At 67.6% G+C, this 14,724-nt stretch carries 10 protein-coding genes; 6 read left to right on the forward strand and 4 right to left on the reverse strand.

Going from position 1 to position 14,724, the window contains the following annotated elements; translation table 11 throughout:
- The first annotated feature begins 33 nt into the window (after positions 1-33).
- Entirely contained in the window at positions 34-2,847 is a 2,814-nt protein-coding gene (locus VGI12_00935) for a vitamin B12-dependent ribonucleotide reductase (protein HEY2431206.1), read from the forward strand.
- Positions 2,848-2,956: 109 nt separating this feature from the next.
- Here the strand turns inward: VGI12_00935 and VGI12_00940 are convergent, their stop codons facing one another.
- On the reverse strand, positions 2,957-6,376 hold the full coding sequence (locus VGI12_00940; GenBank protein ID HEY2431207.1) for a hypothetical protein: 3,420 nt from the start codon (positions 6,374-6,376) through the stop codon (positions 2,957-2,959).
- A 169-nt stretch (positions 6,377-6,545) separates the two neighbouring features.
- Here VGI12_00940 and VGI12_00945 point away from each other — a divergent pair, with 169 nt between their 5' ends.
- The 3 genes from VGI12_00945 to VGI12_00955 all read left to right on the forward strand — a co-directional run bounded on the left by VGI12_00945 (position 6,546) and on the right by VGI12_00955 (position 10,838).
- A complete protein-coding gene (locus VGI12_00945; protein ID HEY2431208.1) occupies positions 6,546-7,013 on the forward strand; it encodes a ferritin-like domain-containing protein in 468 nt (155 codons plus the stop codon).
- A 203-nt stretch (positions 7,014-7,216) separates the two neighbouring features.
- Complete coding sequence (locus VGI12_00950; protein HEY2431209.1) at positions 7,217-9,667, forward strand: SpoIIE family protein phosphatase; 2,451 nt, start codon at positions 7,217-7,219, stop codon at positions 9,665-9,667.
- A gap of 118 nt (positions 9,668-9,785) precedes the next feature.
- Entirely contained in the window at positions 9,786-10,838 is a 1,053-nt protein-coding gene (locus VGI12_00955) for a hypothetical protein (protein HEY2431210.1), read from the forward strand.
- Between the two features lie 59 nt (positions 10,839-10,897).
- Here the strand turns inward: VGI12_00955 and VGI12_00960 are convergent, their stop codons facing one another.
- From VGI12_00960 to VGI12_00970, 3 genes are all read right to left on the reverse strand, one after another.
- On the reverse strand, positions 10,898-11,350 hold the full coding sequence (locus VGI12_00960) for a PD-(D/E)XK nuclease superfamily protein (GenBank protein HEY2431211.1): 453 nt from the start codon (positions 11,348-11,350) through the stop codon (positions 10,898-10,900).
- Entirely contained in the window at positions 11,347-12,090 is a 744-nt protein-coding gene (locus tag VGI12_00965) for a site-specific DNA-methyltransferase (GenBank protein ID HEY2431212.1), read from the reverse strand. Before VGI12_00965 ends, VGI12_00960 begins: the two co-directional genes overlap by 4 nt.
- A gap of 339 nt (positions 12,091-12,429) precedes the next feature.
- Positions 12,430-12,858, reverse strand: coding sequence for a VOC family protein (locus VGI12_00970; GenBank protein ID HEY2431213.1), 429 nt, complete (start codon positions 12,856-12,858; stop codon positions 12,430-12,432).
- Positions 12,859-13,026: 168 nt separating this feature from the next.
- Between VGI12_00970 and VGI12_00975 the strand changes: the two genes are divergently transcribed.
- Positions 13,027-13,599 (forward strand): isoprenylcysteine carboxylmethyltransferase family protein, encoded by a 573-nt coding sequence (locus VGI12_00975; GenBank protein ID HEY2431214.1) that lies wholly within the window; start codon positions 13,027-13,029, stop codon positions 13,597-13,599.
- A 126-nt stretch (positions 13,600-13,725) separates the two neighbouring features.
- Positions 13,726-14,724 carry a TIGR03067 domain-containing protein gene (locus VGI12_00980; protein ID HEY2431215.1) on the forward strand — a complete coding sequence of 333 codons (999 nt, stop codon included), beginning with the start codon at positions 13,726-13,728 and terminating at the stop codon, positions 14,722-14,724.

The raw sequence follows: 14,724 nt of genomic DNA on the forward strand, positions 1-14,724 counted from the left end.
ACGGGTGTAGGCCAGCGTTGGCGGAGGATGATCATGGCACGTACGGAACAGGCAGGCCGGAGCGCGTCCGGTGAGGCGCAGACCCCTTCGAGCCACCTTCCTGACAGCATTCCCGGCCTGGAGTACGAGCGTTTCTTCTCGCGTGAAGGCATCGATCCGTTCGACGAGATCGAGTGGGACCTCCGCGCGGCGGTGATCGGCTCGGAAAAAGGGGAAGTCGTCTTCGAGCAGCGCGACGTCGAGATCCCGAAGTCGTGGTCGCAGCAGGCAACCAACATCGTGGTCTCGAAGTATTTCCGCGGCCAGCTCGGGACGCCCGAGCGCGAGCGCAGCGTCAAGCAGCTCATCGGTCGCGTCGTCGATACGATCACCCGCTGGGCCGAGCAGCAGCAGTACTTCGCGAGCGACGACGACCTGCAGGCGTTTTCGGCCGACCTGAGGCACCTGCTGGTCTACCAGAAGGCGGCGTTCAACTCGCCGGTCTGGTTCAACGTCGGGTTCGAGAAGGCGCCGCAGTGCTCCGCCTGCTTCATCAATGCCGTGCAGGACACGATGGAATCGATCCTCGGGCTCGCCAAGACCGAGGGGATGCTCTTCAAGTTCGGCTCGGGCACCGGCTCCAACCTGTCGAACATCCGATCCTCGAAGGAATTGCTCGCCGGCGGCGGCACGGCGTCTGGGCCGGTGTCGTTCATGAAGGGCTTCGACGCGTTCGCCGGGGTGATCAAGTCGGGCGGCAAGACGCGCCGCGCGGCGAAGATGGTCATCCTCAACGCCGAGCACCCCGACATCGTCGAGTTCATCAACTGCAAGGTCGAGGAGGAGAAGAAGGCCTGGGCGCTCATCGACGCGGGCTATGACGGGTCGTTCACCGGCGTCGCCTACGGTTCGGTGTTCTTCCAGAACTCGAACAACTCGGTGCGGGTCACCGACGAGTTCATGCGCGCGGTGCTCGACGACGGCGAGTGGACGACGCGCGCGGTGACCAGCGGCCAGCCGGTCGAGACCTACAAGGCGCGCGACCTGATGCGGATGATTGCCGAGGGCACGTGGGTCTGCGGCGACCCCGGCATGCAGTTCGACACGACGATCAACGACTGGCACACCAGCCCGAACACGGCGCGCATCAACGCCAGCAACCCGTGCTCGGAGTACATGTTCCTCGACGACACGGCGTGCAATCTCTCGTCGATCAACCTGATGAAGTTCGTCAAGCCGGAGGGCGACGGCAAGGATGCCGGCGAGTTCGACACCGTGGCGTTCGAGCGCGCCTGCCGGACGATGATCCTGGCGCAGGAGATCCTGGTCGACAACGCGTCGTATCCGACGCCGGCGATCGAGAAGAACTCGCATGCCTACCGGCCGCTGGGCCTGGGCTACGCCAATCTCGGCGCGCTGCTGATGTCGCGCGGCGTGCCCTATGACAGCGACGGCGGCCGCGACTACGCGGCGGCGATCACCGCGCTGATGCACGGCGCCGCCTACGCCGAGAGCTCGCGGATCGCGCGCGACCACGGCGGTACGTTCGCCGGCTACGACAAGAACAGGGACCCGATGCTGCGCGTCATGCGGAAGCACCGCGCCGCGCTCAAGGACATCGACAAGACCAACGTCCCCAAGGACCTGATGGAGTCGGCCAGAAACGTCTGGGACGAAGTGATCGAGATGGGCGAGCAGCACGGGTTCAGAAACGCCCAGGCCACCGTGCTGGCGCCGACCGGGACAATCGGCTTCATGATGGACTGCGACACCACCGGCGTCGAGCCGGACATCGCGCTCGTCAAGTACAAGAAGCTGGTCGGCGGCGGGATGATGAAGATCGTCAACACCACCGTGCCGATGGCGCTCAAGAAGCTCGGCTACACGCAGCCGCAGATCACCGACGTCATCAACTACATCGACGAGCACGAGACCATCGAGGGGGCGCCGCACATCAAGCAGCCGCACCTGGCGGTGTTCGACTGCGCCTTCAAGCCGATGCGCGGATCGCGATCGATCCACTACATGGGCCACATCAAGATGATGGGGGCGACCCAGCCGTTCCTGTCAGGGGCGATCAGCAAGACCGTCAACGTGCCGAAGGACGCGACCGTCGCCGACATCCAGCAGGCCTACATCGACTCGTGGCGCATCGGCGCCAAGGCGGTGTCGATCTACCGCGACGGCAGCAAGCGCACGCAGCCGCTCAACACCTCGAAGCAGGCGATCCTCAACGCCGGGGTCGTGGCGCAGGGCGCCGCCGCCGTCGACGCCGGCCCGCGCCGTCACAAGCTGCCGGACGAGCGGCACGCCTTCACCCACAAGTTCGACATCGCCGGCCACGAGGGCTACATCACCGTCGGCCTCTACGAGGACGGCATGCCGGGCGAGCTGTTCATCGTGATGGCGAAGGAAGGGTCGACGATCAGCGGCTTCGCCGACGCGTTCGCCCAGGCGATCAGCTACGCCCTCCAGTACGGGGTGCCGCTCCAGGACCTGGTCGACAAGTTCAGCCACGTCCGCTTCGAGCCGTCGGGGATGACCCGCAACCCCGACGTCCGCTTCGCCAAGTCGATCGTCGACTACATCTTCCGCTGGATGGCGGCGAAATTCCTGTCGCCCGAGGCGCAGTTTCGCGCCGGCGTGAACAACCGCGACGAGGTCGTCGTCTCGACGCCGGAGCAGCTGCCGCTCGACGTGAAGGCCAGCGTCGCTTTGCCGAGCCCTTCGACGCCTTCCCGGTCGTCGTTCGCCGCGATCGTCAATCAGGAAGACGCGCCGCCGTGCTCGACCTGCGGGTCGATCATGGTGCGCAGCGGCGCCTGCTACAAGTGCTCGAACTGCGGCACGACGAGCGGCTGCGCCTGACCGAGTCTCTCCGCGAATTTCTTACGTCTTGAAACAGAAGGCCGGCTCAACGCCGGCCTTCTGTTTTTGTCCCCGTCTGTCGAATCGGAGGAATGTCAGCGAGCTCGCATTACCGCTTCGCGGTCGCCGGCGCTGACGGCGTCGCGAACGTGCACACCGCCGGCGACACCTTCGTCGGCGCCAGCGACAGCGGCTTGGCGTTCGCTTTTGCCAGATCTGCGTTGAACGCCGTCAGATCATCGGTCTGCAGCTTCTTCCACGCGGCGACCGTCGTGTTGTAGTTCTTGCAGTCGCTCTCCCAGGTCTCGATCTGCGCCGGCGTCGGCGCCATGTCGAGGCCGACCTGCATCATGCTGACGATCGTGCCGAGACTGGCGTTGAGCGAGACAAACGACTGCATCCCGCCGGGCGCCTGGCCGCCGCGGCCGCCGCCACCGCGTCCGCCAGCCGGCACGCTGCCGCCAAACGCCGCGAGCTTCGTGTCGATCTCCTTCGCCTTCGCGCCAGCGTCTCCGCCCTGGCTCGCCAGCGCCGCGACCTGCTCGCGAACAGCCTTCACCTCGTCGTTCGCTGCGTAGCTGTCCTTCATCGCCTGGTATGCAAGCAGCGTCAGCTTGTGCTGCGACTTGAGCGCGGCGAGCGTCGCGGCGCTCTCGCCGGCGCGCGGATCGTTGTGGACGACGACGGTCTGGGTGTAGACCTTGCCGTCGACGGTGAGCTTCAGCGTGTAGGTGCCGGGCGGTACTTGCGGGCCATGCGGGCCCGGCGTCGTCATGCCGTCGACCATGTTCATCTCGTCCTCGAGATCGTGCGTGAACGCCGGCGGATCGTCGTATTGCAGATCCCAATTGGTGCGATTGGTGCCGGCGGCAGTTGGCAGGGCCCGCGAGGCGGGCGTCATCAGCCAGTAGTTGGGAAAGATCGCTCCCGTGATCGCCGGCGGCGGGGTGCTCGTGATCGTCCGCACCAGGCCGCCCGCCGCGTCGAACACCTGCAGCGTCATCTCACCGGACGGCGGCTGGCTCAGGTGGTAATAAATGATGGCGCCGTAGGGCGGATTCGGCACGTGCGGCATCTGGATCGTCATCGGCTGATCCCAGTTCGCGTTGAGACGGGCGCGGATGGCGTCGCCCGGCTTGAAGAGATACGCCGGAGCCGCGGCGATGTCCGCGCTCTTCGCCGCGATTTCGCGGAGCGGCGTCATGTCGTCGAGCACCCAGAAGCCGCGGCCGTAGGTGGCCACGACGATGTCGTTCATGTGGTCGTCGGTGTGGAAGACCAGATCCCTGACCGACGAGCTCGGCAGGTTCTGACGCAGCGACTGCCAGTGATCGCCATCGTCGAACGACACGTAGACCGTCGTCTCGGTGCCGCAGAAGAGCAGGCCCTTCTGCTTCGGATCCTCGCGGACGACGTTGACCCAGCTGCCGGTACGCTCGTCGCTCGGCAGGCCGCCGACGATCTTCGCCCACGTCTTGCCGGCGTCGTGCGTCCGCCACACGAGCGGGACGTTGGTGTCGACCCCTTCCGGTGCGCCGCGGCCGGCGGTGAGACGGCCGGATACGTAGGCCGTGCCGACGTCGTGATGGGCGCCGTCGATCGTGTTGAAGGTCACGTTGGCGGCCTCGCCGATGTTGCTCACGTTGGTCCAGTGCAGACCGGCATCGACGGTCGTGTTGATCTGTCCGTTGCTGCTGACTGTCCACACGGCGCCTTTCTTCGCCGTCGAGAGCACGAAGTCCGTGATCGCCGGACCGCCGCCGCGTCCGCCGCCAGCCGCGGGAGCGCCAGCCGCGGCGCCCGTCGGCGCCGCCGGTGGAGGCGGCGCCCCGCAGGCGACCGGCTTCTGATCTTTGGCGATCGTCAGATCCGGGCTGACAGCCTTCCACGTCTTCGCGCCGTCGCGTGTGACGAGCAGGCACTGATAGCCGACATAGAGCGCCGTCTGATCAAACGGATCGAACTTCTTCCAGAAATCGCGGACCTGGCGGTACTTCTGGGCGGCGGCGCCGAAGTTGGGCGCCACGTTCTGCCACTGGGCCGTCGCCATGTTGATCTTGACCATGCCGCTGCCGCCGCCGCCGGGCCCGTAGCCGACGCCGTAGATGATCTCGGGATGCAGCGGGTCGGCCGTCAGCGTGCCGAACTCGGAAGACGGGACCGGCGACCAATCCGTGAAGTTGACCTGTCCCCAGTCGCCGCGGCTGCGCGTCATCACCGCGCCGGTGTCCTGCTGCGCGCCGATGACCGAGTACGGATACCGGTTGTCAGTCGACACGTGGTACATCTGCGCGATCGGAATCGGATACCAGAGGCTCCACGTCTTGCCGCCGTCGAGCGTGACGGTCGGTCCCTGATCGACGCCGAGGAGCATCCGCTGCCCGTTGGTCGGATCGATCCACATCATGTGGTAATCCTCGCCGCCGGGCGCGCCCTTGAACGACTCGAAGGTGACGCCGCCGTCGGTGGAACGCATCAGCGCGATGCTCGTCACGTAGACGATGTCGGGATTCTGCGGATCGAGGAACACGCCCGACTGATAGTTGCCCTGGCCGTTGGCGACACGCGTGTCGTTGCCGGCCATGTGCTTCCACGTCGCGCCGCCATCGTCCGATCGGTAGAGCCCGGATCCGTTGTCGACGGGAGAGCCGACGACGAAGAGGCGCTGGCCGTTGGTGTGCATCGCGACCGCGACGCTCACCCGACCGTTGTAACGCGGCAGGGTCGTGACCTCGGTCCACGTCTTGCCTTCGTCGGTTGATTTGAACAGCTTCGCCGGGACTGGCGGAGCGGCAGCTGCCGCTCGGCCGCCGCCACCGCCGCCGAACGCGCCGCCCGTGCCGAGGGTGGTGGCGAACATCAGATCCGGCGTGCTGTAGTCGTATCCCAGGTCGCGCACCGCGGTCGGGCCGGTCGGCGTCAGCACCTTCTGCCAGCTGCGGCCCCCGTCGGTGGTGCGATACACGCCGCCGGCCTCATCCGTGTTGCCGTCGCCTACCGCACCCGCCACGACAAGATTCGGATCTCTGGGATCGATCAGGAGCTTGCTGATTCGGCGGGCGGCCTCCAGGCCGATGTGCGTCCACGTCTTTCCCGCGTCGGTGGACTTGTACATGCCGTCGCCGTTGCCGCCGGCGATCGGGTCACCGCTGCCGACGTAGATGATGTTGGGATCGGACGGCGCGACGACGACTGCGCCGATGCTGTCGATGCTCGTCAGCTGGTCCACGATCGGCACCCACGTGACGCCGGCGCTGCTCGTCTTCCACACGCCGCCGAGCGGCGTGCCGACGTAGAAGGTGCCCGGCTGGCCGCCGATCACGCCCGTCACGGCCGAAATCCGGCCGCCGTGGAACGGACCGATGTTGCGCCACCGCAACCCTGAATAGAGATCCGCACTGATCGGCGCGCTGGGCGCCTGGGAGACCGCCGCCTCGGTGTGCCACGGGAAGACACTGGCGAGGGCGAGACAGATAAGAGCGAGAGGCCACGTCGTACGGCGTATCCACGTCAGAATCATGCTGCGCACGTTAGTCCCAGAGCCCGTCCCTAATCAAGCCGCGACCGGTATTGGCAGGCGAACGCCGACCCTTCTCGCGATTGGAAACTGCACCAGCTCGACCAGTGGACGCGATGGAAGAGCTTGCCAACAGCTCGCCGCGTCAGCCACCATCGAAGGATTGACTGATGGAGGACGGATGACAGATGAGAAGAAGCCGACGCGCGACGCACTGATCACGGCCCTCAACGACGACCTCTCCCGCGAATACCAGGCGATCATCGCCTACGTCGTCTACTCGCAGGCGATCAAGGGCGCCGAGTACATGAACATCGCGGCCGAGCTCGAGAAGCACGCGCACGAAGAGCTGAAGCACGCGCTCACGATCGCCAAACACATCGACTATCTCGGCGGCGACATCACCGCCAAGGCGAAGCCGGTGAAAACGTCGGACAAGGCCACCGACATGCTGCGCTTCGATCTCGACAACGAGAACGACACCGTGCGCCACTACCGCGAGCGCGTTCGCATGTGTGAGGCGCTCGGCGAGTACGGCATCGGCGAAGACATCCGCGAGATCCTCCGCCAGGAACAGGAGCACCAGATGGATCTCGCGACGGCGCTCGGCGAGGACGTACCCGACGTCTCGAAGGGCACGTCCTCGTGACGTGTCTGCACGAGAGGTGAACCATTCCAGCGGGTGGCACGACGCGGAGCGGGTCGCGACGCGACTCGCTCCGCGCATGACCGCGCATCGCGACCTTCCACGTGTTTCTGCGCGTGGCCGGCGCGGCAGACAGCCGTCACCGTCCGATTCGAGCGCCGCCAGAGAAACGCCATGATTTACGGCGTATCCTAAGCAGGATCCGCATGAGCCTGCGTCTTCGCCTCATCGTCGCATTCTTCTTTCTCTCGGTCGTGCCGCTGGCGGCAGTGACGTTCTACACCTATACCAGCAACGAACGCGCGCTGCAGGTGGCGGCGCAGCACGAGACCGAGATGCTGACCGGAGAGCTGACCCAGCGGATGCAGGTCGTCACTCACCAGATCAGCGAGCGCGTCGCGCACCTGATGGACATGCCCACGGCCACCGAGACCGCGATGGGTACGACGGGCCGGGCCACGCAGCCCGCCGCCCGACGGGTAGTCGCGAAGGCCTCGCCTGCCGCGAAGCCCGCGAGTCCTGCCGCGCCGGCAGCGCCGGTGCCGACGACGATTGCCGTCCCCGATTCGAACGCGATCGAGGCGCAGGTCGCCGCGCAGCTCGGCGAAGTGGCGATGCTGCTCAACAACGTCGAGGTGCGCGGAATGAACGGTCGCGGCGGGGGACGAGGCTTCCCCGGGCCGCCGCCGACCGGCCCCGGAGCGACGCTGCCATCGAGAACGCCGCCGCCCGCCACGCCGGGCGCCGTGACGACCACGGTGCAGCGTCCGCCGTTTCCGGATCGTCCGCAGGGATCCGGCGATGGGCGGCGGGGGCGCGGATTCGGTCCTCCCGATGCCGGCCTGCCGTCGGCGCCGCACGATCTTCCTGGCGTGCCGCAAGCGGTGGTCCTGGGGACGCCGGACGGATCGATTCCGGATCCGTCGCACCTGAAAATCGACCTCGCGCCGATCCGACGCGATCTCTTTCGGCAGATGGCGCCTAACGGCTCGTTCGAACAGATGACGCCGGAGGAACGCGCCCGCATCGGCCGCGAAGTGAACCAGCGTCTGATGGGGATCGTCCAGGGCATTCAGCTCAGCGCCGCCGAGATTCAGAAGAAGGCCGAGGCGCAGCGCGAGGCCGCGACGGCCGCGGCCGAGGCGAATGCGCTGCCCGTGGCGCCCGTTGCGCCGTCAAGCAGGGTCCTGTCGCCGACGCCTCCCGCTCCGCCGCCAGCGGCCGTGCCGGCGGCTCCCTCGCTGCCGGCACCCATGCCCCCTCGGGCGCCCGCCACAACTGCCGCGCGGGTGCCTTCCGCCCCCTCAGCGCCGGCCGCCAAGCCGATGACGCGCAAGAGCGCGTTGATCGGCACCTCGCTCGCCGTGAAGATGGAAAGGAACGGGCAGGTGGTGCAGCAGGTCGATGCCGAGATCAACCTGCCGAACCTGCTGGCCACCGTCTTCGCGAATACGCGGCGCGACAGCGGCGAGATCCCGTTTGCCGTCGGCAAGGACGGACATCTCTACGCACCGACCGACGCGGACCGCGCCAGGCTCGCCAGCCTCGACGTCGTCCACGACACCACCGGGACGACCCGCACGGAGAACTGGATCGTCGTCACCGCCCCGGATCAGTCAGGCGCGGGACTGCGCTTCGGCATCGCCCGGCCGGTCGGCAACCTGCTCAATGATCTGCGTCGGACGACGGCGCGCAACGCCGGCTTCGGGCTGCTCTTCATCGCGATCGCGCTGGTCGGCATCGCTCCGCTCTCGGTCCGGCTGACCCGTAACCTGTCGTCGCTCACCGAAGGCGTCGGCCGGATCGCGAAGGGGGACTTCCGGGCGCGCGTGCCGGTGAAGTCGCATGACGAGATCGGCCGGCTCGCCGAGGCGTTCAACCGTATGGCGGCCGACGTCGAACAGCACCAGCGCGCCGCCGTCGAGCAGGAGCGGATCCGCCGCGAGCTCGAGCTCGGACGGCTGATCCAGTCGGAGATGCTGCCGCGCGGGCCGTTGCTCCTCGGCCTCACGGAGGTGAAAGGGGTATCGGTGCCGGCGCGCGAGGTCGGCGGCGACTTCTTCAACTACTTCCAGCTCGAGTCGGGGCTCGTCGCGCTGCTCGTCGGCGACGTCTCCGGCAAGGGCGTCGGCGCGGCGCTGCTGATGGCGAACATCCAGGCGTCGCTGCGCACCCGCTTTGCGCTCGGCCAGGAGCTCTCCGCAATCGCCGAAGCGATCGATCGCGACATCGAGGCCAGCTCTCCAGGCCCGGTCTACGCCACCCTGTTCATCGCGATCTTCGATCCGGTGACGCGGCGCATGCGCTACGTCAACGCCGGCCACAATCCGCAGTTCGTGCTGCGCGGCGACGGCCGCCTCGAGAAAATGTCGTCGACCGGCCTGCCGGCCGGCATGCTGGCAGGACGCGGCTACAAAGCGCGCGACGTCCAGCTCGCCGCCGGCGATCTACTCTTCTTCTATACCGACGGCTGCGTCGAGATGGAGAACGAGGCCGGCGAGATGTTCGGCTCCGAGCAGCTGGAATCGCTGGTTGCGCAGTCGGCCGGCGCCACCGCCGATGCGGTGCTGGCGAAGGTCGAAGGGGCGATCTCCAGCTTCCGAGGCCATCGCGAACTGTTCGACGACGCCACGATGATGGTGGTGACGGTCGGCTGAGCGACGGATCCGATCGCCGCACCGCCGCGGATCGGGCAGCCGGTGATTTTCGCCGCCGCATCCGTCCAATACCCGTAGGCGCCGGCACCATACAGGCCGGGCCGCTACGGAGCTTCCCGTGCACACGCGCTCGCTCATGGCCGCGGTCCTGGCAATCGCGCCGCCCCTCTTCGCCGACGACGGCGTTCGGACGCCGGTTCCGCTGTCGGCTCCTCTGGCCTGCGGCGCGCCGACGACCATCGCGGACGTGGGGCGGACCTATTACGAGCAGCCAACTGCCGTTCTGACCCAGACTGTGGTCGCGCTGCTCGATACCTGTCACGTCAGCAGCACCCTGCAGACCCGATACGCCGTCTTCCTGTTCACGGCGCAGCCGACGCCCGCCGGCAAACCGGCCGTTGTTCACCTGCTCTACGACGCCGTGCGGCGCACCCTGCTCGATCACACGACGCTCCTGGGAGTCGACGCGGCCACCTGGATCTACGCCAGCGACGAGCGGTCGGACACCGTGATCGTGCAGCTGTCATCGACGCCGGTACAGAATCCGATCCTGGGCCAGTTGGGGAAGCTGGCGTCGACGATCGTGCCGAAGCTGCCCGCGGCCGGACCTCAGGCTCAGCCCGAGCGGACGTCGCCGATCTTCGTGAGCGTGTCGCCCCGCACGCCCCTGCCTTTCAAACGGGCAATAATTTCCGAAACGGACTTCGTCGACCGTGCCGGAACGCAGCTCACCGGTACCGCGGCCTTCGATAATCAGCCGCGCACGTGGCTGGTCCTGCACGCTGGTGCTGGCGTCTTCGCGGGGAAGGCCGCCGGCGCCTCGCCTGCGAAGATCGAGGACCACACGTATGTGAGCGATCCGTTGAGCCGAGGCGCAACCTTCGCCGGCGTCACGGTGCACGCGCCGTACGACCGCAGCCGGCCGGAGCCGAGCCGATCCGAACGCATCGGCATCGTCATCGCGGCGGTGCTGACGCCGTCGCTCGGGATCTTCGTGGGCCCGAGCTATGGATGGAGGGGGATCTCGGTCACGGCCGGCTGGGCTGAAATGTTTGTCGGCGCGCCGTCGCAGGGCAGGCAGATCGGCGATCCGGTGGAGGATCACGAGGCGCTCGCGACGGGCAGGGCAGGGCGGGTCCTGATCGGCGTCGGCTACGGATTCGGCGGCTGAACGCGCCGCGGGCAGGGGCGCAACGCGTCGCCGGAGGACTGCACGTCCGGCGAGCCGGCCTATGTGATGGGCGCCTTGGGGCCGACGATCACGTCCCACCAGCCGAAGTGGGCGGCCATGAGATGGTCGAGCTCGCGCGTGTCGATCGACGAATGCGTCTGCCCCTCGATCGGCAGGCAGAACGCGGCGCGCGGCGAGGCGTTGAGCATGTGCAGGACTCCGTCGGAGAATCCCCGTCCGGCATAGGCGATGCAGCCTTGCATCGGCAGGGCGTCGAGATCGTCGAGCGCGTAGGGAATCTTTTCGTCGACGGTGCCGACCGATTCCTGGTACTTGCATTCGACCGCGAACGCCGTGCTGTCGTCGGCACGGACACAGAACACGTCGATGCAGCGGTTCTTGCCGATGATCGACTTGCCGACGCGCACCTCGCGGTAGACCTTCAGCCCGCGCGGGCCGAACCGCTTTGCCAGGTACGAGCCGACGAGATTGGCGTAGTCGGCGCCGGTCACAACGTATCGGTGAGCTCGAGCAGCCGTGGCTCGGGCTCCGGCAGCCCCTGCGGCGCGTGGCCGCTGCCGAAGTGCGAGAGGCGGTCGGCGGTCAGCCGGACGGCCTCCGGATTGAGGTCGGTGCCGGCGAAACGACGGCCGAGCCGTAGCGCCGCAATGCCGACGCTGCCCGAACCCATGAACGGATCGGCGACGATCTCGCCCGGCGCGGAGCTCTGGGTGACCAGCACTTCCGAGACCGCCGGCGGCTTCTCGGCGGGGTAGCCGCGATGGATCCGCGGAACGGCGATGACGTCGGCGATGCCGAGATCGGCCAGGCGCCGCTTGCCCTTCTCGAAGAAGAGGATGAACTCGTAGCGCGCGCGGTAGTGGTAACCCATGCCGATCGTCTTCTTGTCCCACACGAGCGGCTTCCAGAACTTGAACCCTGCCCGCTCCGCCTCGGGCCTGGCGACGAACATCGTTTCGGCGTCGCAATAGAGATAGAGATGTGTGTTGCGCTTCAACACGCGGAAGGCTTCCTCGAACAGCTCCGCGAAGCGCGAGTTGGGGAACACGGCGAACCAGTTGTTGCTCGACGCCTTGCTCTGCTTCAGCCGTGTCGTCGTGCCGACGGCGCGATGCTTCTCCAGCGACTCGTAGGCCGGATCGGTCACGATCAGGTCGATCGATTCGGACGGCTGACCGCGCAGCCACTCGACGGCGTCGAGCACGGAGAGATCGAACAGAGGCGACGTCACGCGGGTGTCAGGAGTCGGAGTCGAGAGCGAAGCGGCCATTGTAACGCGATTGTCGGAGACGGGGGTGACAGGCCAGGTCAATATTATCCGAGGGGCGTCGCCCCTCGGACTCCCCTGCACGCGCTCTCGCGCGCCGCTTCGTCGGCGCGCTCCGATCGCGTGGCTCGCGTCGCTGCGCTCGCTCGCAGGGGCTCGCATCGCGTGGCTCGCTCGCAAGGCTCGCGTCGCTGCGCTCCGCATCGCGGGGCTCGCATCGCGGGGCTCGCTCGCGCTGTTGGATCGTGCCGGCGGCAGCTCGCGTCGCTGTGCTCGGATTGCGGATTTGCTCCGGGGGTAGGGCTACGAGTTGGACGAAGTCTCCGGCGCTAGTTGCTGCGCGAAGAAGATGACATAGCCATCTGGATCTTCGATACCGAACTCGCGCATGCCGTAGAACTGGTTCTTCGGCGTCATGACGACGCGCGCGCGGCCGCTGACGGCGGCGTACATTGCGTCGACCCCCTCCGCGATGGTGTCAGCCGCGAGCACGATGAAGATCGTGTTGCCGCCGCCGATGGGGCGGCCGCCAAGTTCGGCGTGCTCCGCGCGCACCGACTCCTGGCTGTTGAGAAACACGCTGACGCCGTCGCGCTGCATCCAGGCAAACGCCCAGGGCGGCGCTTCGGGCACGGTCGTGACCGTCGAAAACCCCAGCACGTCGCGGTAGAACGCGGTGCTCCGCGAGACGTCGGTGACGATGAGATTCGGGGTAACGTCAGAAAATTTCATAGCCATTGAATGCCTGCGAAATTACGCGAGGAGGGTAGCATAGGAGGGGCCGCTGGACCTGGCCCGACAATAGCCACTCGCTCCGGAGATCATCGGCCGGAGGTCGAGGCTGGCCGGGCCGCCAGGCACATCGTCCGCTCACGGGACGACAGCCGCATAATGGACTCGATGCCGGCGCCGCTGATCTTCGTGAACCTGGCGTGGATGGCGTGGTGGCTCTCGTGGCTGGCTGCGGCGTGGTGGCGCGATCGCGCCGCCCGCACGCCGCCGCTCGGCCAGCAGATCCCCTATCGGCTGCTCGCTGCCGCTGGCGCGCTGCTGCTCTTTGGTCTCTACCGCCACACATTCCAGTCAGAGATCGTCCTCTGGCGAACGCCCGATCCGATCGGGTGGGCGCTCGTGGCGCCGGCGGTCGCCGGTTTCGGGTTCACCTGGTGGGCGCGGATCCATCTCGGACGGCTGTGGTCGAGCAACGTCGGCCGCAAGGCAGACCATCGCATCGTCGACACCGGTCCGTACGCGCTCGTCCGCCATCCGATCTACAGCGGTATCACCCTGGCGTCGATCGCGACCGCTGCGCTCCGCGGCACCGCGGCCGGCTGGGCCGGTGCGGTCATCATGACGCTTGGCTGGATCGTCAAGGCGCGCCTCGAGGAAGGGTTTCTGCGCGAGGAGCTCGGCGCCGAGGCCTACGACGCCTACGCCGGCCGCGTGCCGATGCTCATACCGTTTCTGCGCTAACATACCGGCGGCTCGAAGGGCGCCACCGGGTCCGCGGGAAGAGTCCAACTCACCTTCACACTGCTCGTTCATTCCACGACCTTCGTGCAGCCTGCACGCGGACCCAGGCAGTGCATGGAGGAGTCCGTGAACAAGGACAAGCGTCTTCCCGCCCGCCCGAATCTCGAGCACTTGCGCCGCCAGGCCAAGGTCCTGCTTCCAACGCTCAGAGAACGACATCCCGCGGCGCGCCTTGCCGACGCGCAACTCGCCGTGGCCCGCGAGTCAGGATTCGCGAGCTGGCCCAGGCTGTCGCGCTACGTCGACCACCTGCGCGGCCTCGAGGGGGAATGGCGCTTCGAAACGCTCGACGTCGAGGGCTCTCAGATGCCGGCGTCGATGCTGGCCCACGCGCGCCTGCTCATCGACGGCGATCGGTTCCGCACCGAGTCGCCGGAGGCCACGTACGACGGGGTCTTCACGATCGACGTCGACGAGGAGCCGGCGCGCATCGACATCACGTTCGTCGAGGGGCCGGAGGCGGGCAACACCTCGCTCGGGCTCTACCAGCTGGACGGCGATCGGCTGACGATCTGCCTGAGCGTCGGCGCGGCCGGCACGCGGCCGGCGTCGTTTGCGACCGTCCCGGGCAGCGGCCACGCGCTCGAGCAGCTGCGGCGCGCGTCGGCCGCGCGCCCCGCGTCCGTCACCGGCGGCACGCCGCCGGCTGCGTCGCCCGTGAGCACCGGGCGCGCCGACCCGGCCGATTTCGACGTGCCGGCCTCGCCCGTGTTGCGTCGGCTGGAAGGGGAGTGGATCCCCGTCGAACTCGTGATGGACGGCAAGCCGATGCCCGCGGAGTGGCTCACCTACGGATCGCGCACGGCGAGGGGCAACGAAGTGAAGGTGGTGTTCGGCGGCCAGACGATGGTGCACGCGAAGGTGCGGATCGACGAGAGCGCCTCGCCCGTCGCCGTCGACTACCTCACGCTTGCCGGGAAACAACAGGGGACCGTGACGCACGGCATCCTGGAATGGATCGGCGACGAGGTCCGCATCCTGATGGCCGGCCCGGGCGACCCGCGGCCGCCGGCGTTCGGCGCGCCAGCCAGGACCGCCACGCTGAGCCGGTGGCGCCGGCGGTGA

Source organism: Vicinamibacterales bacterium (assembly GCA_036496585.1).
Taxonomy (GTDB): domain Bacteria; phylum Acidobacteriota; class Vicinamibacteria; order Vicinamibacterales; family 2-12-FULL-66-21; genus JAICSD01.